Source organism: Pseudomonas sp. ZY71 (genome assembly GCF_036542145.1).
Lineage (GTDB): Bacteria > Pseudomonadota > Gammaproteobacteria > Pseudomonadales > Pseudomonadaceae > Aquipseudomonas > Aquipseudomonas koreensis_A.
Genome location: NZ_CP144274.1, coordinates 497,903 through 520,797, shown reverse-complemented (window position 1 = coordinate 520,797; position 22,895 = coordinate 497,903). Strand labels below are relative to the sequence as shown.

Genomic DNA, 22,895 nt, shown 5'->3' with positions numbered 1-22,895 from the left:
GACTTTTTACATCCCATCCTGACTGAGAGGAACGATCATGGTTCTGCGCTCGGAAATTCTGGTGAACAAAAACGTGCTCCCGACTAAAGAACAAGCTCTGCCCGGCCGCGAAACCGCGATGACCCTGCCTGAAAAGCACTTCGTTTTCGAAGAAACCCCGCTGCTTGGCCCGTTTTTCCAGGACGTCGATTTTGCGATCTTCGGTCTGGGCTGCTTCTGGGGCGCCGAGCGCCGTTTCTGGCAGCGTGAAGGCGTGGTCAGCACGGTCGTCGGTTATGCCGGCGGTTTCACGCCGAACCCGACTTACGAAGAAGTCTGCTCGGGCCTGACCGGCCACGCGGAAGTGGTGCTGGTGGTGTATGACAAGGCAAAAGTCAGCTACGAAGAGTTGCTGGCGATGTTCTGGGAACTGCACAACCCGACGCAAGGCATGCGTCAGGGCAATGACATCGGCACGCAGTACCGCTCGGTGATCTACGCGACCTCGCCTGAGCATCTGGATGCGGCGCTGAAAAGCAAGGCGACCTATCAGGCTGAGCTGTCGAAGGCGGGTCTGGGCGAAATCAGCACAGAGATCGAACAGGCACCGACCGTGTACTTCGCCGAGACGTATCACCAGCAGTATCTGGCGAAGAATCCAGAGGGTTACTGCGGGATTGGCGGCACCGGCGTGTGCATGCCAGCGAGTCTGGCAGGCAATTAACCCGCCGACTGATCGTTCCCACGCTCTGCGTGGGAATGCAGCCCGGGACGCTCCGCGTCCCAACAGCGGACGCAGAGCGTCCATTGAGGCATTCCCACGCAGAGCGTGGGAACGATCGCTGTAGGAGCTGCCGCAGGCTGCGATCTTTTGATCTTGCCGTTGATCAGCTCTCGGCAATCAGCCAATCCATCTGCCAGCCGCCCTGGGTCTGCCCCAGCTTCTTCGACAACCACGGCAGCAGCTCACGCAATTCTTCCTCCAGCCCCCACGGCGGATTGGCAATCGCCATGCCCGAGCCGTTCAGGCTGTTCGGCGTATCCAGCGGATGCACCAGCAATTCCACACGCAGCAACTTCGGCGCACCGGTGCCGGCCAGATCCTGATAGAACCGACGCAACGCGCGCTGGTCCTTTACCGGATACCAGATCGCCGCCACGGTTTGGCGCATGCGGCCAATCGCTTCTTTCAACGATGCCGCGCAACGCTGCATTTCATCGAGCTGTTCGAACGGCGGATCAATCAACATCACCGCGCGCTTTTCCTGCACCGGCAACATCGCCCGCGCGACGTGCCAGCCTTCGCCGAGATGAACCTTGACCCGACGATCGCCGGCCATGTTGTCCTTGAGCAGCACGCCGTCTTCCGGGTGCTTCTCGTTGAGCATCACCCGATCCTGCGGGCGGGTCAGGCGCCGCGCCAGCTCCGGCGAACCCGGGTAGTAGCGCAACTGGCCGTCCGGGTTCATCTCGTGCAGCACCTTCATGTAGTCGGCGGTCAGCGCCGGCAGATCCGGCTGCTCCCACAAGCGCGCGATGCCTTCCAGGTACTCGCCGGTGCGATTCGCCTGATCGCCCTGCAAGTCATACAGACCGATGCCGGCGTGTGTGTCGAGATAGGCAAACGGCTGCTCCTTGCGCGACATCAGGGCGATGAGGCGGGTCAAGGTCAGGTGTTTGAACACATCGGCGTGATTGCCGGCATGGAAGGCGTGACGATAATTCATGGCTGCTCCTGCGAAGGGCGCAAAGTTTACCTTTTACCGGGCGGCAAGTCAGGGGTTGGCGGCTGAGCGGACAAATGCCTGCCCTCACCCTAGCCCTCTCCCGGAGGGAGAGGGGACTGACGGTGGTGATCTTGCGAGTTACATCGACCTGAAAGATCAGCGTGATCTCAGGCTTGGCCAAGCGAAGATCAGCGCGGAAGTCGCAAGTTGGCGCACATCACCCAGACGACTCGGTCAGTCCCCCGAAAGAACACCAACATCCAGGCTTGGCCAAGCGAAGTTCACCGCTGAAGTTGCAGGTCGGCGCACATCACCCAGACACCTCGGTCAGTTCCCTCTCCCTCTGGGAGAGGGCTAGGGTGAGGGGCTTTGCTTTTATGGCGTTAAACTGTCTAACCATGAACGACAGGAAGTCAAAAACTCATGCGATATCTGATCATCTGCTTATTCAGCCTGCTTAGCCCATACCTCGCCCTTGCCGACGAAACCCACATTGAACAGGCACGCCAGACACTAAAGAACTACGGCCTGAGCCACTGCATCCTAAAGCCATTCAACGAACACTCCTTGCTGGAAAAAGACATTGCACTGTCCGCCAATGCCTATTCCTTCATGGGCAAAGGCATGCATTCCATCCTGCAAAATGAAGACACGCTGCAGGTGCTGCACGATCCCTACAAAGAAACCCGAAACTACGTGTTGGCGGCTTACGAGCAGACACCTTCAAACAGCAAATACTCGAATGAAAAAGTAGTGTTTTTTGGGTGCATGAAGGTCTACAACTCCGATGCGTTCAACAGCTTTATCAACTCTCAGGATGCGTACATCCCTGACTGACTAACTGATTTCCTTTAACGTCAAAAGATCGCAGCCTTCGGCAGCTCCTACAGGGCGAACGCCAGTCCCGTGTAGGAGCTGCCGCAGGCTGCGATCTTTTGATCTTTTTCAGGCGGGCATGCTGCGCAGGCGCCTGCCGATGACATCAAGCACATCACAGCCGTCGCGCAAGGGGATCACGCAGAGCTGGGCGAAGTCGCTGAGGATGACGGAGTCGCATTCGACCGAGCCGCGCATGCACATGTTTTCAAGCACCTGGATCACGGCGCGCAGGCGGTGGTTGGCGGCGTCCATAAGGATGTCGAGGGGCACGTGGGTGTCGATGAACAGGGTCGGCATGTCGCTGCAATTGCCGGTAAGTGCCATGAAGCGGTTGTCGGGATGGGGGATGATTTTTTCGTAGGGTGGATCGGGTGTTAGCGTTTTCATTTTTGAACCTCTGGTAGTGAAATGAGCTTCCACCATCACCCTCCTACGGGTTTGGGTGGCAGCCATGCGCGGGGTAGGAGTACCGAGACCAGAGAACTCGGCCACGCCGAAGCGTGCCCGCACATAACCGCCGCAAATGATCTTACGGACGCACATAGACTGCCGCAAACCAGGCAACGACGTTTATGCACTCTTCTAGTCTCAAGGCTCCTACACCCTGTCGCCGCATCTGCGGTGACCTTTTAAGACTATCCCTGCAACCCACCGCCCACCAGTTCATGAAAACCGCCGCAACTCGAAGGAAACGTCCGAAGCCTTCGCCCGGAAATGTCACTCCGACTCTGCAAGCAAATACGCCAACAACGCCGATTGCGACGATTCTTCCGACGTTGAACTCTGAAAAAACTGCCCAACCTTGCAGCGCAGAACCACCTCGGGAAATGCCTCGAACAATGCGGGATGCTCCTCGCTCAGCCACTGCACAGCGTTGCCGACCCAGACTTCATCCCCCGCCGAAGCCAACACCGAGTCAGGCACCGTCCACCAAGGAAACACACGCCCCGAAACCTGCGCCCGCCCCCCGATTTCCAAAGCCTGACCATTGATCAGTCCGCGTGAAATCATCGGCAAAAGCTGCGCCGCATCCACTGCATCGGACTGCAAGATCGGCAACAAAAACCGCCCATCCCAAAAACGGAAAAACACCGCTTTGCCGTCTGGCATCAACACTTGGGTCAGACTGCGAAAATGCTCAACCACCACCTCAAGACTCGCCGTAGAAACCGCCAGCCAGCCCCAATCAAGAGACTCAGTAGTCGCCACCCAATCGAGAAACTCACTGTCCACAGCGACAATTCCCACGAAGGGCATCACGGCATCCCACTCGGCGTAAATAGTGTCCGCCCAAATCGGACTTGGCGCTTGTGCGGTAGTTGACCCGCTCCAGACCTTGAATGGCTCGCCATCGCTGGCGCTGCTGAGAACTGCAAACAGTTGTTCATCGGCCATTAACGGCTGACTCTGTAACCATTGGTGGGGAATTGCTGTATTCATTCAAGGACCTATGCAGTTCTCGACAATATCGAGAATGCTGTTATCTACAAAAACAGATAGCTGAATTACAAACTAATTTCGAGATGCAGCCAGCATTTACAAAAACGCCGATCAAGTAAACGCGACTAGCTCAACCAACCATTAACTTTCCCCAACACCACACCGACTATCGCAATAGCGCTTAACACCAACATCATTCCGTTTGAAAACAAAATTATCCGCCGCAAGCCCGCTGGCAATGTCTCGTAATCCTTGGCGTCCAGTTCTCCACTTCGTATGGATTTACGCGAAAAGATCAAGAGAGTGCCCACGTTGCTAATAAATAGAAATCGGCCAATCGGCTCCCACCCCAAAGCTCGCTTCCTAGCAGTAACAGCAGGAGAACGCCCCAAATACTTGAATATATCCCGGGCAAAAAAATAAGCGACAAACAGCAAAGTCAATGACGCCAACAAAATAAGCGCAATCAATACCAACCCACTTAACAGGAATAGTATTTCAATATCAGATCTCATTTTTGGATCTCATACACAACGTCTGCCCCTTGTTCGCCCCACTCCCCGAAAGTATTACCTAAAACAGCAGTACCTAGCCCAGTCAACACAAGACCGCAGGCGATTCCACCTGCCCCCAAAGTGCTGAGTCCGATAGCGGCGCACACCGGACCCGCGATTGCCGCCCCTGCGGCTCCCCCCATGACAATTCCACTAAATTTCCCACTTTCGGTGAACCGCACTCTCCTGCAAGCCTCTTCAGTACCCTCTCGACAAGTCTCCTTGACCTTGATTCCCGATGCTGTGGCCTGTAGCCCAACTCCGATCCAGCCCCCCACCTTTATTACCTTGCTCGCCTTACTTACCCCCTCAATATGCGTCGCATACCCCGGAACTCCGGCTGAAGTACCCACTTTGCTCCAGTGATGGACAAGGCTGCGACTGGAAATGCCCAGCGCTTTCCTAAGGTTCGGGTGGTCGGGCAAACCGACCATTTTTCGCATCAAGGGACTGAGGCTGTTATCCAGTTGCGCCATCAACTGTTTTCGCTTTTCAAAGAAATCAGCACCTTTAAGCTTGCCGTGCTTATCGAAGGTTTCCTTATGCAGTGACTCCAACTCACTCAACGTGCCGGCGAGATTTTTTAAATGATTACTGAACATCGCTGCCCCAATACCCACGCTCGTCGAACCCTGCGATAAAAACGATTCAATCTCCCCATGATGCCGCGCCATGAACTCCGCCTCCGCATCACTCATCGGCGCCAACACGGCATCAACCTTCTGCGCCGCCTCCATCAATAACGCCTCTTCGCGGGTGCATTGCGTATTACGCGGATCGCTCAGGACGATCAGTTGCCCAGGTTTGGCAAACTCAGTGAGTTGCGGATTCAGGCTGCGAAATTTATCCAGCACGGCCGGATCCGGCTGCGGGAACAGTATCGATTCAAGCGCAGACCGAGACATTCCCTGCTCAACAATGTGAAAGCCCGGCTCAGCGCCCGAAGGCGCCGGCCGGGCTGAGGACTTTGGGGATGGGGTCAATGCATTTGGCGTCGGGCAGACACCATCCTTGCAACGCTCACACTCTTCGCAGAATGGCGCGTCACCCTTGAAGCTCATGATTTGTGCAGCCGTCAGCATTGCAGCCGGCGCGGCGGCGATTTTCTCCGGCAATCCCGGTACAACCGGCGCGGCACTCATCGCCGCCATCGGCGCGCCGCCCACGACAATCGGCACGCTGCTGAAAATGCCGCCGGGACCGATGTTGATCCACTGCCCGCCGGCCTGAATCGTCGCACTCGCGCCACCGTCGATGACCACTTGCTGACCGGCGCTGACGTGGAATTGCCCACTGGCGCTGATCGCCTGATTGCTCACGCGAATATGCCGGTCGCCGATCACGCTCAGATGATCGTCCTGTTTCACTTCAGTCTGGCGCTGACCGTGAGTAATGCGCTGCTCATCAGCCTTCAACTCATGCCGCGCAGTACCGGTGACAACAATGCTGCGCTGGTTATCGACCTGCACCTGTTGATCATTCAACACATGCTGCGTCCAGTTGCGCTGGGCGCGCAGATAGATTTCCTCGGCGCCTTTGCGATCCTCGATACGCAGTTCGTTGTAGCCACCGCCACCGGGGGTGCTCTGGCTGCGGAAAACACTGCGGGTCTTGTCCGCCGGCAGATCCAGCGGAACCGGCGTCGCGGCGTTTGGCAGGCAGCCCACGACCAAGGGTTTGTCGGCATCGGCATCAATGAAGCCGACCAGCACTTCCATGCCGACGCGCGGAATCAGCACGCTGCCGTAACGATCATGGGCCCAACCGGTGGCGACGCGCAGCCAGCAACTGGAATGCTCGTTCAATTCACCGTCGCGATCCCAGGCCAGTTGCACCTTGACCCGACCGTACTCGTCGCAGTGGATTTCGGTGTCTTTCGGCCCGGTCACAACCGCCGGTTGGTAACCGGGCATGCGTGGTTTTTCCGGCCCCAGCGCCGGGCGGAAAAACACGTCCCACGGCATGGCGAGAAAGCTATTACGGTACCCCTGAAATCCCTCGCCATCGCTGGTTACCGACTCCTCCAGCACTTGCGGCTGTCGCCCACGGTGCTCGATGGCGGTCAGCAGCCAAAGGTCATTCCAGCTCTGACGTGGGTGCTCGCTGAGGTGCAGGAAGTGTCCGCAAACCAGTGCGGATTCATCGCTGATGCCCTCGGCCTGACGGTAGTCGGCGACATGCCTTTCAAGCGCCCGTTGGGCCAGGTGTTTGCCGGTTTCACGATTATCGAATTGCCCGGGAAAGTGGTAGTCCTCGAGCACGGGGCGTTGCTCGCCGTCGATGCGACTCTCCAGTTGCAGGCGCGGCTTTTCGAAGTTGTAGTCACGCCGGGTGACCACGCTGGTACGGGTTTCCACACGCACATTGAAGCGCTTGATCGCCGGCGCCCCGGCAGACATGCCGCTACCGGGCAGATAAAGCGTTGGCTCGGCCAATCGCGGGAACACGGTTTGATCGTCGCCGAACACCAACAGATGTCCGTCGGGGCTGTGCTGAAAGTGGTAATGAATGCCGACCTCAGCACACAATCGCTGAACGAATGCCAGATCACTTTCGGCGTACTGCACGCAATACTCGCGAACCGGGTATTCGCTGCCTAACCGAAACTCGAAAGCATCCCGAAGGATCGCGTGATCCTTAAGCACCTGCGCAACAATTTGCGGCACGCTCTGATGCTGGAAAATCCGCTGATTGATGCGGTGTCCCAGATACGTCAGACGTGGCACGAGGCTTAAGTGATAGCGCGTCAGACGTTTCCCCGAATCGCCCTGCCCGACCTGATAAATCTGACCATGAACACCAGAACCCTGATCATCAAAACTCAGAAACGCCTGACAGTGCAGCAGGCTTTCGAGGTCCAGGTCCGGTCGCTCACTGACCAGTTCCAGCTCGAAACGAAAGGGTTGGCTGATGGCTTCCTTGCCCGTGAACTCAAGGACTTTGAGGTCATGTTGGGCGCCTTCGAGGGTCAACGTGAAACGCGGTTGATTGGCAGGCGCGAACATCCGATGTCTCTCTGCAGTGTGAGGGCGGGCGATTCTGCATGAGGGGCAAGGGGTGATGAATGGGTGACGGGAAAATCAGATTTGCCCTACCCTCATTGACGAAAAAACCTGCAAAAAGCGGCGCCTTCAACTACAGACAAATCCCCCAAACCCAGCACCGAACCTTGTAGGAGTGAGCCTGCTCGCGATAGCGGTCTGACATTCAGCATTGATGTCGACTGACACACCGCTATCGCGAGCAGGCTCACTCCTACAGGGGAGCGCGGTGAATCAGATAAATCACAGGCACAAAAAAACGGCCCGTCTCCTGTAGGAAACGGGCCGTTTTCGGGTGAGCTTCAGCTCAGAACAATCACTTGTTCAAGTGGAAATCTTTTTCCGCTGCTTCGAAGCGCTGCACCATGCCTCTGGTCGGCTCGCCCATCTTGCTGACGATGTAGATGGCCAGGCTGGCGAAGATGAAGCCCGGGATGATTTCGTACAGACCCATCACCTCGAAATGCTTCCACACCACCACGGTGATCGCGCCGACCAGGATACCGGCCAGTGCGCCGTCGCGGGTCATTTCTTTCCAGATAACCGAGATCAGCACAACCGGACCGAACGCAGCACCGAAACCGGCCCAAGCGTAGGACACCAGACCCAGTACGCGGTTTTCCGGGTTGGCCGCCAGGGCGATCGCGATCAGTGCAACCAACAGCACCATGGCGCGGCCGACCCAGACCAGCTCCAGTTGCGAAGCGGATTTACGCAGGAAGGTTTTGTAGAAGTCTTCGGTCAGGGCGCTCGAGCACACCAGCAACTGGCAGCTCAAAGTACTCATCACAGCGGCCAGAATGGCCGACAGCAGCACGCCGGCAATCCATGGGTTGAAGAGGATCTTGGCCAGTTCGATGAACACACGCTCGTGGTTCTCGGTCACGGGACCGGCCACTTCCGGGTGTGCCGAGAAGTACGCGATACCGAAGAAGCCCACGGCCACGGTGCCACCCAGGCACAGGATCATCCAGGTCATGGAAATGCGACGCGCCTTGGCGATCGATTTCACCGAATCCGCCGCCATGAATCGGGCGAGGATGTGCGGTTGACCGAAGTAGCCCAGACCCCAGCCCATCAGCGAGATGATGCCGATGAAAGTGGTGCCTTTGAGCATGTCGAAATTGCTTGGATCTTGCGCTTCGATGGCGAGGAACGTGGTGTCGACGCCGCCGGTAGCCAGCAGGACGATGATCGGCGTGAGGATCAGCGCGAAAATCATCAGCGTGGCTTGTACGGTGTCAGTCCAGCTCACCGCGAGGAAACCGCCAACGAAGGTGTAGGCAATCGTCGCCGCAGCACCGGCCCACAGCGCCGTCTCGTAAGACATGCCGAAGGTGCTTTCGAACAGACGGGCGCCAGCCACGATGCCGGAGGCGCAGTAAATGGTGAAGAACACCAGAATCACGATCGCCGAGATGATCCGCAGCAGGCCGCTTTTGTCTTCGAAACGGCTGGAGAAGTAGTCCGGCAGGGTCAGGGCATCGCCGTTGTGCTCGGTCTGCACACGCAGACGGCCGGCGACGAACAGCCAGTTCAGATAAGCACCGACGATCAGGCCGATGGCGATCCAGCTTTCGGACAGACCGGACATGTAGATGGCGCCCGGCAGGCCCATCAACAACCAGCCGCTCATGTCGGAAGCACCGGCAGACAGCGCGGTGACGACGCTGCCCAGGCTACGGCCGCCAAGAATATAGTCAGACAGGTTATTGGTGGAGCGATAGGCCATGAAGCCGATCAGCACCATTGCTGCGATGTAGATCACGAACGTGATCAGTGTTGGATTGCTTACGCTCATTAAGTTACGCCCTGGCTTTGTTTTTATGTAGCAGCGGTGATGAACCGCGCGCAAACGACGACGTTTGGCAGACGATTTCAGATCCCGCGCATTTAGGACTGATGTTTCCCCAGGAAAGCCACCAGCCGATGCACCGGGTTATCCCGGTTGCACCTAGGGCGCGAATGCTATGCAACAAACCAAAAAGGTGCAACCAGTTTCGCGCGAATTAGTTGCACCTAGTCGGATATTCCGAGAAACAGGCAGTTTTTGCTCCCTTTTAGTGCAGTCCAAGCGCGTTGCTAGAAGCAAAAGCACCAAGCAAGTGCGGCACTTGCGTACCAGAAAATAATTCCTGACGAAGCGTTTATTTTTCCGACAAAAAAAGGGTTGCACCCGGTTGCACCTCTCTCAGCGCACGGCTAATCTTGCCGCCAGCTGATGCCACGCAACTGTGGCAACCATGAGGATAAAAATATGGCTACCACCACCCTTGGGGTCAAACTCGATGACCCGACCCGCGAGCGCCTGAAGGCGGCCGCGACCTCGATTGATCGCACACCGCACTGGTTGATCAAGCAGGCAATTTTCAATTACCTGGAAAAACTCGAGGGTGGTGCAACCCTGACCGAGCTGAACGGTTTGACCGCCAAGGACGCCGATGAGGCGGGCGAAGTCCACACCGATCACGCCCACCAATGCTTCCTCGAATTCGCTGAAAGCATCCTGCCGCAGTCAGTTCTGCGCGCCTCGATCACCGCTGCCTACCGTCGCCCTGAGCCGGAAGTGGTGCCAATGCTGATCGAACAGGCTCGCCTGCCGGTAGCCATGGCTGAAGCCACCAACAAACTCGCCGCCTCCATCGCGGAAAAACTGCGTAACCAGAAAAGTGCCGGCGGTCGCGCAGGCATTGTTCAGGGCCTGCTGCAGGAATTTTCCCTGTCGTCCCAGGAAGGTGTGGCACTGATGTGCCTGGCCGAAGCACTGCTGCGTATCCCGGACAAGGGCACTCGCGATGCCCTGATCCGCGACAAGATCAGCACCGGCAACTGGCATCCGCACTTGGGCAACAGCCCGTCGCTGTTCGTCAACGCCGCCACTTGGGGCTTGCTGCTGACCGGCAAACTGGTCTCGACGCACAACGAAGCTGGCCTGACCTCTTCGCTGAGCCGCATCATCGGCAAGAGCGGCGAGCCGATGATCCGCAAGGGCGTCGACATGGCCATGCGCCTGATGGGCGAGCAGTTCGTCACCGGCGAAACCATCGCCGAAGCGCTGGCCAACGCGAGCAAGTTCGAAGCCAAGGGCTTCCGTTATTCCTACGACATGCTCGGTGAAGCGGCACTGACCGAACACGATGCGCAGAAGTACCTGGCGTCGTACGAACAAGCCATTCACTCGATCGGCAAAGCGTCCCACGGCCGTGGGATTTATGAAGGCCCGGGCATTTCCATCAAGCTCTCGGCACTGCACCCGCGTTACAGCCGTGCGCAGTACGAGCGTGTGATGGACGAGCTGTACCCGCGTCTGCTGTCGCTGACCCTGCTGGCCAAGCAATACGACATCGGCCTGAACATCGACGCCGAAGAAGCCGACCGTCTCGAACTGTCGCTGGATCTGCTTGAGCGCCTGTGCTTCGAGCCACAACTGACTGGCTGGAACGGCATCGGTTTCGTCATCCAGGCGTACCAGAAGCGTTGCCCGTACGTGATCGACTACGTGATCGACCTGGCTCGCCGCAGCCGTCATCGCCTGATGATCCGTCTGGTGAAAGGCGCGTACTGGGACAGCGAGATCAAGCGCGCCCAGGTCGAAGGTCTGGAAGGCTATCCGGTCTACACCCGCAAGGTGTACACCGACGTTTCCTACATCGCTTGCGCACGCAAACTGCTGTCGGTGCCGGAAGTCATCTACCCGCAGTTCGCCACGCACAACGCCCACACCCTGTCGGCGATTTACCACATTGCCGGTCAGAACTATTACCCCGGCCAGTACGAATTCCAGTGCCTGCACGGCATGGGCGAACCGCTTTACGAACAAGTTGTAGGCAAAGTTGCCGACGGCAAGCTGAACCGTCCGTGCCGCGTGTACGCACCGGTCGGCACCCACGAAACCCTGCTGGCGTACCTCGTACGTCGCTTGCTGGAAAACGGTGCGAACACCTCGTTCGTCAACCGCATCGCCGACCAGTCGATTTCGATTCAGGAGCTGGTGGCCGATCCGGTGGCGCAGATCGAGCAGATGGCGACTGTGGAAGGTGGCTTCGGCCTGCCGCACCCGCGCATTCCGCTGCCGCGTGACCTGTACGGTGCTGAGCGCGCCAACTCCAGCGGCATCGACATGGCCAACGAACATCGCCTGGCTTCGCTGTCCTGCGCCCTGCTCGCCACCGCGCACAACGACTGGAAAGCCGCGCCGATGCTCGGTTGCGCTTCCAGCAATGAAACGCCGGCAGCGGTGCTGAACCCGGCAGATCACCGTGATGTGGTCGGCCACGTTCAAGAAGCCACCGTCGAAGACGTCGACAACGCCATTCAATGCGCGCTGAACGCCGCACCGATCTGGCAGGCCACTCCGCCGGCCGAACGCGCGGCGATTCTGGAGCGTGCCGCTGACTTGATGGAAGGCGAGATTCAGCCGCTGATGGGCCTGCTGGCTCGCGAAGCCGGCAAGACTTTCGCCAACGCCATTGCCGAAGTCCGTGAAGCGGTCGACTTCCTGCGTTATTACGCAGTGCAGACGCGCAACGATTTCAGCAACGACGCCCACCGCCCACTGGGTCCGGTGGTGTGCATCAGCCCGTGGAACTTCCCGCTGGCGATCTTCAGCGGTCAAGTCGCTGCCGCTCTGGCTGCCGGTAACCCGGTATTGGCCAAACCTGCCGAGCAAACTCCACTGGTGGCGGCTCAAGCCGTGCGCTTACTGCTCGAAGCCGGGATTCCGGAAGGCGTGCTGCAACTGCTGCCGGGTCGCGGTGAAACCGTCGGCGCCGGTCTGGTCGGTGATGAGCGCGTCAAAGGCGTGATGTTCACCGGCTCCACCGAAGTCGCGCGTCTGCTGCAACGCAACATCGCTGGCCGTCTCGACAGCCAGGGCCGTCCGATTCCGCTGATCGCCGAAACCGGTGGCCAGAACGCGATGATCGTCGATTCCTCGGCACTGACCGAACAAGTCGTCATCGACGTAGTGTCCTCGGCCTTCGACAGCGCGGGTCAGCGTTGCTCGGCGCTGCGGGTACTGTGCTTGCAGGAAGATTCCGCTGATCGCGTCATCGAAATGCTCAAAGGTGCCATGGCCGAAAGCCGTCTCGGCAACCCGGAGCGCCTGTCCGTGGACATCGGCCCGGTGATCGATGCCGAAGCCAAGGCGGGCATCGACAAGCACATCCAGGGCATGCGCGACAAAGGTCGCAACGTCTACCAAGTGGCCATCGCTGACACCGAAGAAGTCAAACGCGGCACCTTCGTCATGCCGACGCTGATCGAGCTGGAAAGCTTCGACGAGCTGCAACGCGAGATCTTCGGGCCGGTGCTGCACGTGGTGCGCTACAAGCGCAAAGAGATCGATCAACTGATCGGCCAGATCAACGCTTCCGGTTATGGCCTGACCCTCGGCGTGCACACGCGCATCGACGAGACCATCGCCAAGGTGATCGACAACGTCAACGCCGGTAACGTCTACGTTAACCGCAACATCGTTGGTGCCGTGGTCGGCGTGCAGCCATTCGGCGGCGAAGGCCTCTCGGGTACTGGCCCGAAAGCCGGCGGCCCGCTGTATCTGTACCGCTTGCTGGCGACACGTCCTACCGACGCCATCGAACAATCCTTCGCTCGCGGTGATGCCGTTATCGCCCCGGACGTTCGTTTGCGCGACGCCATGAGCAAACCGCTGAACGCGCTGAAAGCCTGGGCTGACAGCAACAAATACGCTGACCTGAGCACGCTGTGCGTGCAGTACGCTGCGCAATCGCAGAGCGGCATCACTCGCGTGCTGGCCGGCCCGACCGGCGAGAAGAACAGCTACGCCATCCTGCCGCGCGAGCACGTGCTCTGCCTGGCCGAGGTTGAAGGTGATCTGCTGACGCAACTGGCTGCGGTGCTGGCGGTAGGCGGTTCGGCGGTATGGCCAGAGTCCGACATCAGCAAGGCACTGTTCGCACGCCTGCCGAAGGAGATTCAGGCGCGGATCAAGCTGGTTGCTGACTGGAATAAAGACGAAGTGGTGTTTGATGCGGTTCTGCATCACGGCCATTCCGACCAGTTGCGCGGTGTCTGCCAGCAGATTGCCAAGCGTGCCGGCGCGATTGTTGGGGTTCAGGGCTTGTCCCAGGGCGAGACCAATATTGCGCTGGAGCGTCTGGTGATTGAGCGGGCGTTGAGTGTTAACACCGCTGCGGCGGGTGGTAATGCGAGCTTGATGACCATCGGCTAAACCGCTGTAACTCCAGGCGACCGCAACGGCCGCCTGGAATGCACTTCCCTGTAGGAGTGAGCCTGCTCGCGATAGCGGTCTGTCAGTCAAAATAAATGTGTCTGACAGACCGCTATCGCGAGCAGGCTCACTCCTACATTTGATTAGTGTCGCCCTCACCTCTGCATCACTCTCATCAATCATCCTGTTCAGCCTTTATCAGCACGCCTAGACTCGGCCCAACCCCAATTTCAGGTAGGCCGCCATGTCCGAGACGCTGCTCAGTTCCCGCAATCTGGCTTTCGAGCTGTATGAAGTCCTCGATGCCGAGGGCCTGACCCGGCGTGAGCGCTTTGCCGAGCACAACCGCGAGACCTTCGACGCCGCCATCGGCACCGCGCGCAACATCGCCGAGAAGTACTTTGCGCCGCACAACCGCAAGGGCGACGAGAACGAGCCGCGCTACGAGGACGGTCAGGCAATTCTGATTCCTGAAGTGAAACCGGCGGTGGATGCCTTCCTCGAGGCTGGATTCCTCAACGCCGCGAGAAGTTTCGACGCCGGCGGCATGCAACTTCCTACGCTGCTATCGCAAGCCTGCTTCGCGCATTTCCAGTCAGCCAACGCCGCTTCGACGTCCTACCCGTTCCTGACCATGGGCGCGGCGAATCTGATCGAGAGTTTTGGCACGGACGAGCAGAAACAACGCTTCCTGCAACCGATGATCGATGGCCGCTTCTTCGGCACCATGGCACTGACCGAACCCCATGCCGGTTCATCGCTGTCGGATATTCGTACGCGCGCCGAGCCTGCGTCCGACGGCACCTATCGTCTGAAGGGCAACAAGATCTTCATTTCCGGCGGCGATCACCCGCTGTCGGAAAACATCGTGCACATGGTCCTGGCCAAGCTGCCCGACGCACCTGCGGGTGTTAAAGGCATTTCGCTGTTTATCGTGCCGAAATTTCTCGTCAACGATGACGGGAGCTTGGGCCAACGCAACGACGTGCTGCTGGCGGGGCTGTTCCACAAGATGGGCTGGCGCGGCACCACTTCCACGGCGTTGAACTTCGGCGATAACGGTGAGTGTGTCGGCTATCTGGTCGGCAAGCCGCATCACGGTTTGAGTTACATGTTCCAGATGATGAACGAGGCGCGGATCGGCGTCGGCATGGGCGCGGTGATGCTCGGTTATGCCGGTTATCTGTATTCGCTGGAGTACGCCCGCGAGCGGCCGCAGGGCCGAGTGCCGGACAGCAAGGACCCGACCACCGCTCCGGTGGCGATCATTCAACACGCCGATGTACGACGCATGCTCTTGACGCAAAAATCCTACGTCGAAGGTGCATTTGATCTCGGTCTGTACGCGGCGCGTTTGTTCGATGACACCACCACACTTGAGAGCGAAGCCGAACGTAAACAGGCTCATGAATTGCTGGATCTGCTGACGCCAATCGTCAAATCCTGGCCGTCGGAGTTCTGCCTCAAGGCCAACGAACTGGCGATCCAGATTCTTGGCGGCCACGGCTACACCCGTGAATACCCGGTGGAGCAGTATTACCGCGACAACCGCTTGAACCCGATCCACGAAGGCACCCATGGCATTCAATCGCTGGACTTACTCGGGCGTAAATTGGCGCAGAACGGCGGCGCGGGGCTCAAGCAACTGATTCGCCTGATTGCCAACACCGCTGAACGCGCGACAGCGTACGACTCGCTGACTGCATTGCGTGAGCCTTTAGAGAAACTGGTAGCTCGCCTGCAAACGGTGACCATCGGCCTGCTGACCGATCTGGCACAGGGCAAGGTCAACAGCAGCCTGGCGAATTCGGCGCTGTACCTGAAGGTGTTCGGGCACACGGTGATTGGCTGGCGCTGGCTGGAACAGGCGATTCGTGCCGAGGAAGGGTTGGCGAAGGGGAATGTGGCGGATGCTGACTTCTATAAAGGCAAGTTGCAGGCGGCGCGGTATTTTCTGACGTGGGAAGTGCCGGGTTGCCACCATGAACTGACGTTGCTGGAGGCGCGGGATGATACGTGCCTGGCGATGCAGGATGCGTGGTTCTGAAAGCCGACCCTCACCCCAGCCCTCCCGAAACGTCGGACCGCCCGTAGGGAGAGGGGGCCGACCGAGATGTCTGGCGCTATACATCGACCTGAAAAATCCAGTCGATTATGGATTCATCGCAGCATTTTCAGGTCGGCGTACTTCTAAAGCATCCCACACTCAGTCCCCTCTCCCTCTGGGAGAGGGTTAGGGTGAGGGGCTTTTCTGGCTCAACACTCAACTCAACTTGAACCCACCCATCTGCCGCGCCAGATCATCCGCCAGCTTCTGCAACATCTGACAATCCTCACGACAGGCCCGAACCTCCCCCGCCGTCGCCCGCGCCAAATCAGAAATCCCCTGCACGTTACGGTTGATCTCTTCAGTCACCGCCGACTGCTCTTCCGTCGCCGTCGCCACCTGATGATTCATATCGCTGATGCGCTCGACCTGACCGGTAATCGCGGTCAACGACGCCCCGGTGCGCTGGCTCGACTCAACCCCGGTGCCGGTCGCGGCCTGGCCGGTACGCATCGACGACACGGCGTTTTCCGCACCTTGCTTGAGGCTGCCGATCATCTGCTGAATTTCGTCGGTGGACGCCTGCGTGCGTCGCGCCAACGTCCGCACTTCATCGGCGACAACGGCGAAACCTCGCCCCATATCCCCGGCTCGCGCCGCTTCAATGGCGGCATTGAGCGCCAACAGATTGGTCTGCTCGGACACGCCGCGAATCACCGCCAGCACCGAATCAATCGACGCGACTTGATGCGCCAACTCGCCGACCGCGCCCGCCGCCACACGAATCTCATCGGACATGCTTTCAATATGCTTGATCGAGCCACCGACCACTTCCCGCGCCTGCATCGCTTCATCCCGCGCGGTCTGCGAGGCGAGCGCCGCATTACCAGCGTTCTGCGCAATCTCCTGCACGGTGAGACCCATTTCATGAACGGCGGTGGCAACCATGTCGGTCATTTCCTGCTGACGGCCAGAACGTTCAGCAGTGTTCTCCACCACTTTCGCCACCTGCCCCACGGCCGTACGCAGACGCTCGCTGGTGGTCAGCACTTCACCGATCATGCCGCGCTGGCTGTCGAGGAAGCGGTTGAAGCCCCGGGCGAGGTCGCCCAGCTCATCGGCACGGCTGGAATCTAACCGGTGGGTCAAATCTCCACCGCCGCTACCGATTGCTACCAGCGCAGCTGTTACTTGGCGAATCGGCCGCACCAGACCTTGCGCCAGCCACACCACCAAAGCGAGGCACACCAGCGCCACGGCCAGACCGATACCGCCGCTCATCCACATGGCTTTGCGCGCCTCGGCGTAGATCTGCGATTGCGGCACTTCGGCCACGAGGGTCCAGCCTAGACCACGCAACGGCAGGCTGAAGGCGAGGAAGTCTTCGCCATCCCGTTGGAAGCTGCTGCTGACGGCGGCAGCCTTTGAGGTAGAGAGTTGGCCCATGACGGACTGCGCCGCATTGGCGCCAATCTGCTCGCTCAAGGTGCGTTTGCCGCTGAACTGCGCTTCCGGATGCACCTGAATCAAACCGTCGGAACGCACCAGATAGACCTTGCCGCGCTCACCAAAGCTGAAATTGTGGATCAGCTCCGACAGCTCTTTCATGCTCAAGCCGAGCCCGGCCACACCGACCACCTTACCGGCCTGCTCGACCTTCAAATCGATGAACAGCGCCAACTCTCCGGTCGCCCCGTCGTTGTCGATATTCAGAGTGCGCGGCTGATCGCTGTCGAGGAAGGAATAGAACCACGCGTCAGCCGGTTTTGAACGGCTGAGGGTGCGATCCAGGCCTTTTTCGGTGATGTAGTGATTGGATTCGGTGCCGATGATCAAAGCAGTAAAAGCTTTATGTTCGGCGCGGATGCCTTCCAGATACTGCGCGAAGCCCGCCGTTTTGCTGCCGTCTTCGCCAGTAGCGAGCCAGTCGCGGACCATCGTATTGCTGGCAATATCCTTGGCCGCCGTCAGCGGTTGCACGAGGATGCGTTCGATATCGTTGCGCGTCGCTTCAATGCTCGACGGCAGTGCTTGTTCGACCAGATAGCTCTGGGCGAGGCGGTTGACCACCAGGGTATAAATGCCAACCACGATCAGGATACTGACCAGCAGGGCGGTGCCCATGCTGAGAATCAGCTGCCATTGAATACTGCGTCGCCACAACTGCATGGAGCACCCCCAAAGAATAAGAGGCAGAAACACTGCAACTGTTATGCCGACTGTATACAAAAATCACAAGAATAAGAGACAAAGCTTGAAGCAGTGATCTTCGAACAGCAAGAAGTGGGCCGCTTTCATAGCGAGAACACTGTCAACTCTGACAGGTTACATGTCGCATCGCGTGGCATAGATTGCAGGTTCCCTGTCTGTGCCCAAGCATTCGCGTCACAGACTCATGCTGTACTAGCAGGAGAAAGATAATGGCTGATACAAGTCCAGCTGAAACCTTCGTACAGACAATGTCTGACAACGATACGTTTGTGAAATCAGCGCAGGTCGGCGATTTTGTCGCAGGCTCAAGCGTGCAAGCGATGATCATCCGAAAACACTTTACCGAAGTCATGGTTTTCCCCGTAATCCATTACAAAGCTACGATCACCACGTTCTCAGGCGCAACGTACAGTACAGTTCAGCCGATCGCGGGATCAGAATATATAAACCTGCTTTCACACGGAGATGAGGTGACGATCGATAAGACGACCTATAGGGTGTCCCACGGAGAGTTTACGCAGCAAACCAATGGAGAATGGTCGAGGAAGGTTTACTGGCAACCAGTGACTAAAACTCAATAAACAAAGAGCCGTTCGATTATTAGCGCCTCGAAGTACCGAGGCGCTGCAAAACGCGCATCAACCCTGATTGATGGTCTTGGCGATAGTGTCGACCGTGGCGCTGACTTGCTCTTGGTAACGGTCGAGTTCTTCTTTGTGCTGCTTCTTCATTTCAATCTGCTGCGAGCACAGATTCATCGCCGCGAGCACCAGCAAGCGGTCACCGATCAATGTCGGGTATTTGCGCTTGGTGTCATCCAGCGCTGCCTTGAGCATCATGGCCGCGTCCAGCAGGGTCTGTTCTTCCCCGGCCGGTGCCTTGATCGAATAGTCCTCCCCGAGAATGGAGACGACTTTTACCCCTGCTGTGTGGTGGTTCATGCGCTGACCGGACCTGCGTTGACGCGATCAACCAGGGCTTGAATGCGGGCGGCGGTGGCGCCGTGCTTTTCTTCCTGCTCCATCAGGTTCAGTTGCAGGCTTTCGTTTTCATCCTTGGCCTGGGCCAGTTCCGTGGACAGGGCCTGGTTGGTTTGCGCAAGGCTCTGGTTCTGTTGCACCAGGTCGCTGACGAGCTGTTCCAATTGGCTGAGGGATGCTTCCAACATTTTGATCTTCCAAGCGTTTTTCAAAGGGCGCGTACGATAAAGAAAAGTCACCACGGATGCCAGGGTTAAACCGGCGCAAAGCCTTGATTTTCCTGGTGGCGGATCGTTCCTGCGAGTTTTAAAGACTGTGATCTGCCGATCTGGTTCCTGCACTTCGTCGCCCCGGCCCTTCTGCGACAAATACGCACAGTGCCTCAAGACTTTAGTCGTATGACCGATAAGTCATCCATATCGCAGTCTCAGCCCGCATGGAAGCGGCCCTCTCTTGGTATCCGCCCCATGTCCCTTCGCAATATGAATATCGCCCCACGGGCGTTTACCGGCTTCGCCCTGATCGGCGGCCTGATGCTGATTCTCGGTGTGTTCGCCCTGAACCAGATGAGCAAAATCCGCGGCGCCGCCGAAGACATTTCGTCCAGCAGCGTGCCGAGCATCAAGAACCTCGACGAGTTCACCCAGCTGACCCTGCGCCTGCGCGTGCTGTCGTACCGCTTGCTGGTCAACCGTGAACCGGACGTGCAGCAGAAAACCGTTGAGTTGCTGGACATGCGCAACCAGCAGATTCGCGCGGCTCAAACGGCCTACGAGCCACTGATCGGCAGCCCTGAGGAACGTGCAGCGTACGACCAGTACGTGCAGTTGCTCGGCCAATACCGCCAGATCGAAGACCGCATGAAGAGCCTGTCGCGCAACAATCAAGTCGATGAGTTGCGCACCCTGCTCAACACCGAGTTGCTGAACAACTCCGAAGCAGTGAACAGCGTGCTCAACCGTCTGATGCAGATCAACGGCGAGCAGATCAGCGAGACCAATCAGCAAGCGGCCGATCAGTACTCTTCGGCGTTTGATCTGGTAGTGACTCTCCTGGTAATCGCCACTGGCCTGACCTTCCTGTTCGCCTGGCTGCTGACCACCAGCATCACCAAACCGATTTCGAAAGCACTGGAAGCGGCGGAAACCATCGCCGAAGGTAATCTGACCCAGCCGATCCATGTTGATGGCACGGACGAAGCCGGTCGCCTGCTGGCGGCAATGGCGAAGATGCAATCGAAGCTGCGTGACACCTTGCAGCGCATTTCCGGTTCGGCCACTCAGCTGGCTTCGGCCGCTGAAGAACTGAACAGCGTCACCGACGAAAGCGCACGTGGCCTGACTCAGCAGAACAACGAAATCGAACAGGCAGCCACGGCGGTCAACGAGATGACCAGCGCCGTGGAAGAAGTCGCGCGCAACGCCGTGAGCACTTCGGAAGCCTCGAAAAACGCCACCACTTCCGCCGGTGACGGTCGTGATCTGGTCCAGGAAACCGTCAGCGCCATCGAACGCATGAGCGCCGATGTACAGAGCACTGCCAGCCTGATCGGCGATCTGGCCAATGAATCCCGTGATATCGGTAAAGTGCTCGACGTGATTCGTGGTCTGGCCGACCAAACCAATCTGCTGGCACTGAACGCGGCGATTGAAGCGGCGCGTGCCGGTGAAGCGGGTCGCGGGTTTGCCGTGGTGGCAGACGAAGTACGTGCCTTGGCGCACCGCACTCAACAGTCGACCAGCGAAATCGAGCGGATGATCGGCAGCATTCAGAGCGGTACCGAACACGCCGTGGATTCGATGCGCAACAGCACCGAGCGCGCCGAGTCGACCCTGAACATCGCCCGGGGTGCCGGGATGTCGCTGGACACCATCAACACCGCCATCGTCGAGATCAACGAGCGCAACCTGGTGATCGCCAGCGCGGCTGAAGAGCAGGCGCAGGTGGCGCGGGAAGTGGATCGCAATCTGGTGAATATTCGTGATTTGTCGGTGCAATCGGCGACCGGCGCGAATCAGACCAGTGCGGCGAGTAATGAGCTGTCGCGGTTGGCGCTGGACCTGAACAACATGGTTGGGCGGTTCAGCCTGTAAATTTTTAGATCAAGATCAAAAGCCCCTCACCCCAGCCCTCTCCCAGAGGGAGAGGGGGAAAGGGAGCAGATCTTCGTGTTTTTCAAAACCTGAGTTCGACCCGGAATTTCAGGTCGGTGCAACTTGAACAAACACCGCGATCAGTCCCCTCTCCCAGAGGGAGAGGGGAAAGGGGGCAGATCTTCATGTTTTTCAAAACCTGAGTTCGACTCGGAATTTCAGGTCGGTGCAACTTGAACAAACTCCTCGATCAGTTGATCTGGCTTAATGATTCTGGACACCCCTAAAGGGCGTTAATCTACGCCCAACGACGAGGTGTGATTTGACCAGACGATATTTTTCGACAGATTTCAAACGGGATGCGGCTTGCCTGGTTTTGGATAAAGACTATTCGGTGAGTGAAGCCTGCGAAGCAATGGGCGTGGGCCCTACAGCTCTGCGTCGCTGGGTTGAGCAACTGCGTGCGGAGCGCAGTGGCAAGACGCCTGAGAAGTCCAAGGCCATGACCGTTGACCAACAACGCATCCAGGAACTGGAAGCAACAATTCGACGGATTGAGCGCGAGAAGGAAATTTTAAAAAAGGCTACAGCTCTCTTGATGTCGGATTCCCTCGATCGGTAAGGCTGGTCGAGGAGTTAAGCGAGCAATATCCAAGATCCGAGTTGTGTGGCGTGTTTGGCATCAACCGCAGCAGTTATTACGAGCGTCTGAAACAGCGGGCGAAAGTGCATGTCGGGCGCGATCGCCTAAAGATCAAGGCTGCCGAATTACATGAGCAAAGTCGCGGCTCAATGGGCGCGCGCAGCCTGTCAAAAGCGCTTTGTAACGAAAAAGAGTCGGTAGGTCGTTACATGGCTCGTAGCCTGATGCGCGAGCTCGGTTTGAAGAGCCAGCAACGGCGCAGGCATCGGTACAAACCCAGCGGTGCGGAGGCGCAATACGCCCCCAATCATTTGGAGCGTAAATTCAAAGTCGAGGCCCCCAATCGAGTGTGGTGTGGCGACGTGACTTACATTTGGGCCGGTACTTACTGGGTTTATCTGGCTGCTGTACTTGATCTGCATGCCCGCCGCATCGTCGGCTGGGCGATGTCCAGAAGTCCGGATTCAGCTCTGACCTGTCGAGCGTTAAAGATGGCTTTCGAGTCGCGAGGACGCCCTGAAAACCTAATGTTCCATTCGGATCAGGGCTGTCATTACAGCAGTAAAGTGTTTCGTGAAACGCTGGCGGACATGCGCATAAAACAAAGCATGAGTCGACGAGGAAACTGCTGGGACAACGCCCCGATGGAGCGTTTCTTTGGCAGTTTGAAATCTGAATGGATACCCAAGGCTGGCTACCGAAACGAAGATGAGGCCAGTACCGATGTATTGCGCTACCTGACCCATTATTACAATCGGATCAGGCTGCACAGTCACAATGGCTACCGAACTCCGGTGGACATGGAGGCCCTGGCGGCATGAAAAAGGGTAAAACCCTATAACCGTGTCCAGTATCGTTTGACCAGATCAAGTCCCCTCTCCCTCCGGGAGAGGGGGGAAAGGGGGCAGATCTTCGTGTTTTTCAAAACCTGTGCTCGACTCGAAATTTCAGGTCGGCGTACCTCGCACAAACACCTCGATCAGTCCCCTCTCCCTCCGGGAGAGGGCTAGGGTGAGGGCTGCAATATTCAGCCGAACTAAAATCCCGAACACGCCAGCGTAAAAACCTTTTTGACAGCATCACATTTCAA

At 58.0% G+C, this 22,895-nt stretch carries 15 protein-coding genes and 2 pseudogenes; 8 read left to right on the top strand and 9 right to left on the bottom strand.

The window, feature by feature from the left end; translation table 11 throughout:
• Positions 1-37: 37 nt before the first annotated feature.
• Entirely contained in the window at positions 38-703 is a 666-nt protein-coding gene (gene msrA / locus VY732_RS02275) for a peptide-methionine (S)-S-oxide reductase MsrA (RefSeq protein ID WP_016985652.1), read from the top strand.
• Positions 704-866: 163 nt separating this feature from the next.
• Here the strand turns inward: msrA and VY732_RS02270 are convergent, their stop codons facing one another.
• Positions 867-1,706, bottom strand: coding sequence for a 23S rRNA (adenine(2030)-N(6))-methyltransferase RlmJ (locus tag VY732_RS02270; RefSeq protein WP_064117137.1), 840 nt, complete (start codon positions 1,704-1,706; stop codon positions 867-869).
• A 423-nt stretch (positions 1,707-2,129) separates the two neighbouring features.
• On the opposite strand from VY732_RS02270, the gene VY732_RS02265 reads away from it, so the two are divergent.
• Positions 2,130-2,543 (top strand): hypothetical protein, encoded by a 414-nt coding sequence (locus VY732_RS02265; protein ID WP_128616444.1) that lies wholly within the window; start codon positions 2,130-2,132, stop codon positions 2,541-2,543.
• Between the two features lie 108 nt (positions 2,544-2,651).
• On the opposite strand, the gene VY732_RS02260 is transcribed toward VY732_RS02265, so the two are convergent.
• The 5 genes and pseudogenes from VY732_RS02260 to putP form a co-directional block, all read right to left on the bottom strand.
• A complete protein-coding gene (locus tag VY732_RS02260) occupies positions 2,652-2,972 on the bottom strand; it encodes a hypothetical protein (protein WP_038360201.1) in 321 nt (106 codons plus the stop codon).
• Between the two features lie 330 nt (positions 2,973-3,302).
• On the bottom strand, positions 3,303-4,025 hold the full coding sequence (locus VY732_RS02255; protein ID WP_331693690.1) for a DUF4123 domain-containing protein: 723 nt from the start codon (positions 4,023-4,025) through the stop codon (positions 3,303-3,305).
• Positions 4,026-4,150: 125 nt separating this feature from the next.
• Positions 4,151-4,540 carry a hypothetical protein gene (locus VY732_RS02250; RefSeq protein ID WP_331693689.1) on the bottom strand — a complete coding sequence of 130 codons (390 nt, stop codon included), beginning with the start codon at positions 4,538-4,540 and terminating at the stop codon, positions 4,151-4,153.
• Between the two features lie 1,037 nt (positions 4,541-5,577).
• Positions 5,578-7,584: pseudogene (locus VY732_RS02245) on the bottom strand (type VI secretion system Vgr family protein); the annotation flags it as partial.
• A gap of 352 nt (positions 7,585-7,936) precedes the next feature.
• The gene (gene putP / locus VY732_RS02240) at positions 7,937-9,421 is read right to left on the bottom strand and encodes a sodium/proline symporter PutP (protein ID WP_077570494.1); all 1,485 of its coding nucleotides are present in this window, start codon (positions 9,419-9,421) and stop codon (positions 7,937-7,939) included.
• 456 nt (positions 9,422-9,877) lie between these two features.
• Here putP and putA point away from each other — a divergent pair, with 456 nt between their 5' ends.
• Together putA and VY732_RS02230 are read left to right on the top strand one after the other, a co-directional pair.
• Entirely contained in the window at positions 9,878-13,831 is a 3,954-nt protein-coding gene (gene putA / locus VY732_RS02235; protein ID WP_331693687.1) for a trifunctional transcriptional regulator/proline dehydrogenase/L-glutamate gamma-semialdehyde dehydrogenase, read from the top strand.
• Positions 13,832-14,075: 244 nt separating this feature from the next.
• Positions 14,076-15,878, top strand: a complete 1,803-nt coding sequence (locus VY732_RS02230; RefSeq protein ID WP_331693685.1) for an acyl-CoA dehydrogenase — start codon at positions 14,076-14,078, stop codon at positions 15,876-15,878.
• 216 nt (positions 15,879-16,094) lie between these two features.
• Here the strand turns inward: VY732_RS02230 and VY732_RS02225 are convergent, their stop codons facing one another.
• A complete protein-coding gene (locus VY732_RS02225; RefSeq protein WP_331693684.1) occupies positions 16,095-18,047 on the bottom strand; it encodes a methyl-accepting chemotaxis protein in 1,953 nt (650 codons plus the stop codon).
• Between the two features lie 251 nt (positions 18,048-18,298).
• Between VY732_RS02225 and VY732_RS02220 the strand changes: the two genes are divergently transcribed.
• The gene (locus tag VY732_RS02220) at positions 18,299-18,670 is read left to right on the top strand and encodes a hypothetical protein (RefSeq protein WP_331693682.1); all 372 of its coding nucleotides are present in this window, start codon (positions 18,299-18,301) and stop codon (positions 18,668-18,670) included.
• Between the two features lie 57 nt (positions 18,671-18,727).
• Here VY732_RS02220 and VY732_RS02215 read toward each other — a convergent pair whose 3' ends face one another.
• On the bottom strand, positions 18,728-19,030 hold the full coding sequence (locus tag VY732_RS02215) for a cell division protein ZapA (RefSeq protein WP_064117128.1): 303 nt from the start codon (positions 19,028-19,030) through the stop codon (positions 18,728-18,730).
• On the bottom strand, positions 19,027-19,257 hold the full coding sequence (locus tag VY732_RS02210; protein ID WP_331693681.1) for a hypothetical protein: 231 nt from the start codon (positions 19,255-19,257) through the stop codon (positions 19,027-19,029). The genes VY732_RS02215 and VY732_RS02210 overlap by 4 nt, the downstream gene beginning before the upstream one ends.
• 210 nt (positions 19,258-19,467) lie before the next feature.
• Between VY732_RS02210 and VY732_RS29900 the strand changes: the two are divergent.
• The 3 genes and pseudogenes from VY732_RS29900 to VY732_RS02200 all read left to right on the top strand — a co-directional run.
• A pseudogene (locus VY732_RS29900) lies at positions 19,468-20,259 on the top strand (MCP four helix bundle domain-containing protein); the annotation flags it as partial.
• 30 nt (positions 20,260-20,289) lie between these two features.
• Positions 20,290-21,162 carry a methyl-accepting chemotaxis protein gene (locus VY732_RS29895; RefSeq protein ID WP_371042268.1) on the top strand — a complete coding sequence of 291 codons (873 nt, stop codon included), beginning with the start codon at positions 20,290-20,292 and terminating at the stop codon, positions 21,160-21,162.
• A 322-nt stretch (positions 21,163-21,484) separates the two neighbouring features.
• Positions 21,485-22,626, top strand: a protein-coding gene (locus VY732_RS02200; RefSeq protein WP_320413090.1) for an IS3 family transposase whose coding sequence is annotated in 2 segments (ribosomal slippage) — positions 21,485-21,746 and positions 21,746-22,626 — 1,143 coding nt in all. Because the reading frame shifts where the segments join, the coding sequence is not laid out codon by codon here.
• Positions 22,627-22,895 lie beyond the last annotated feature (269 nt).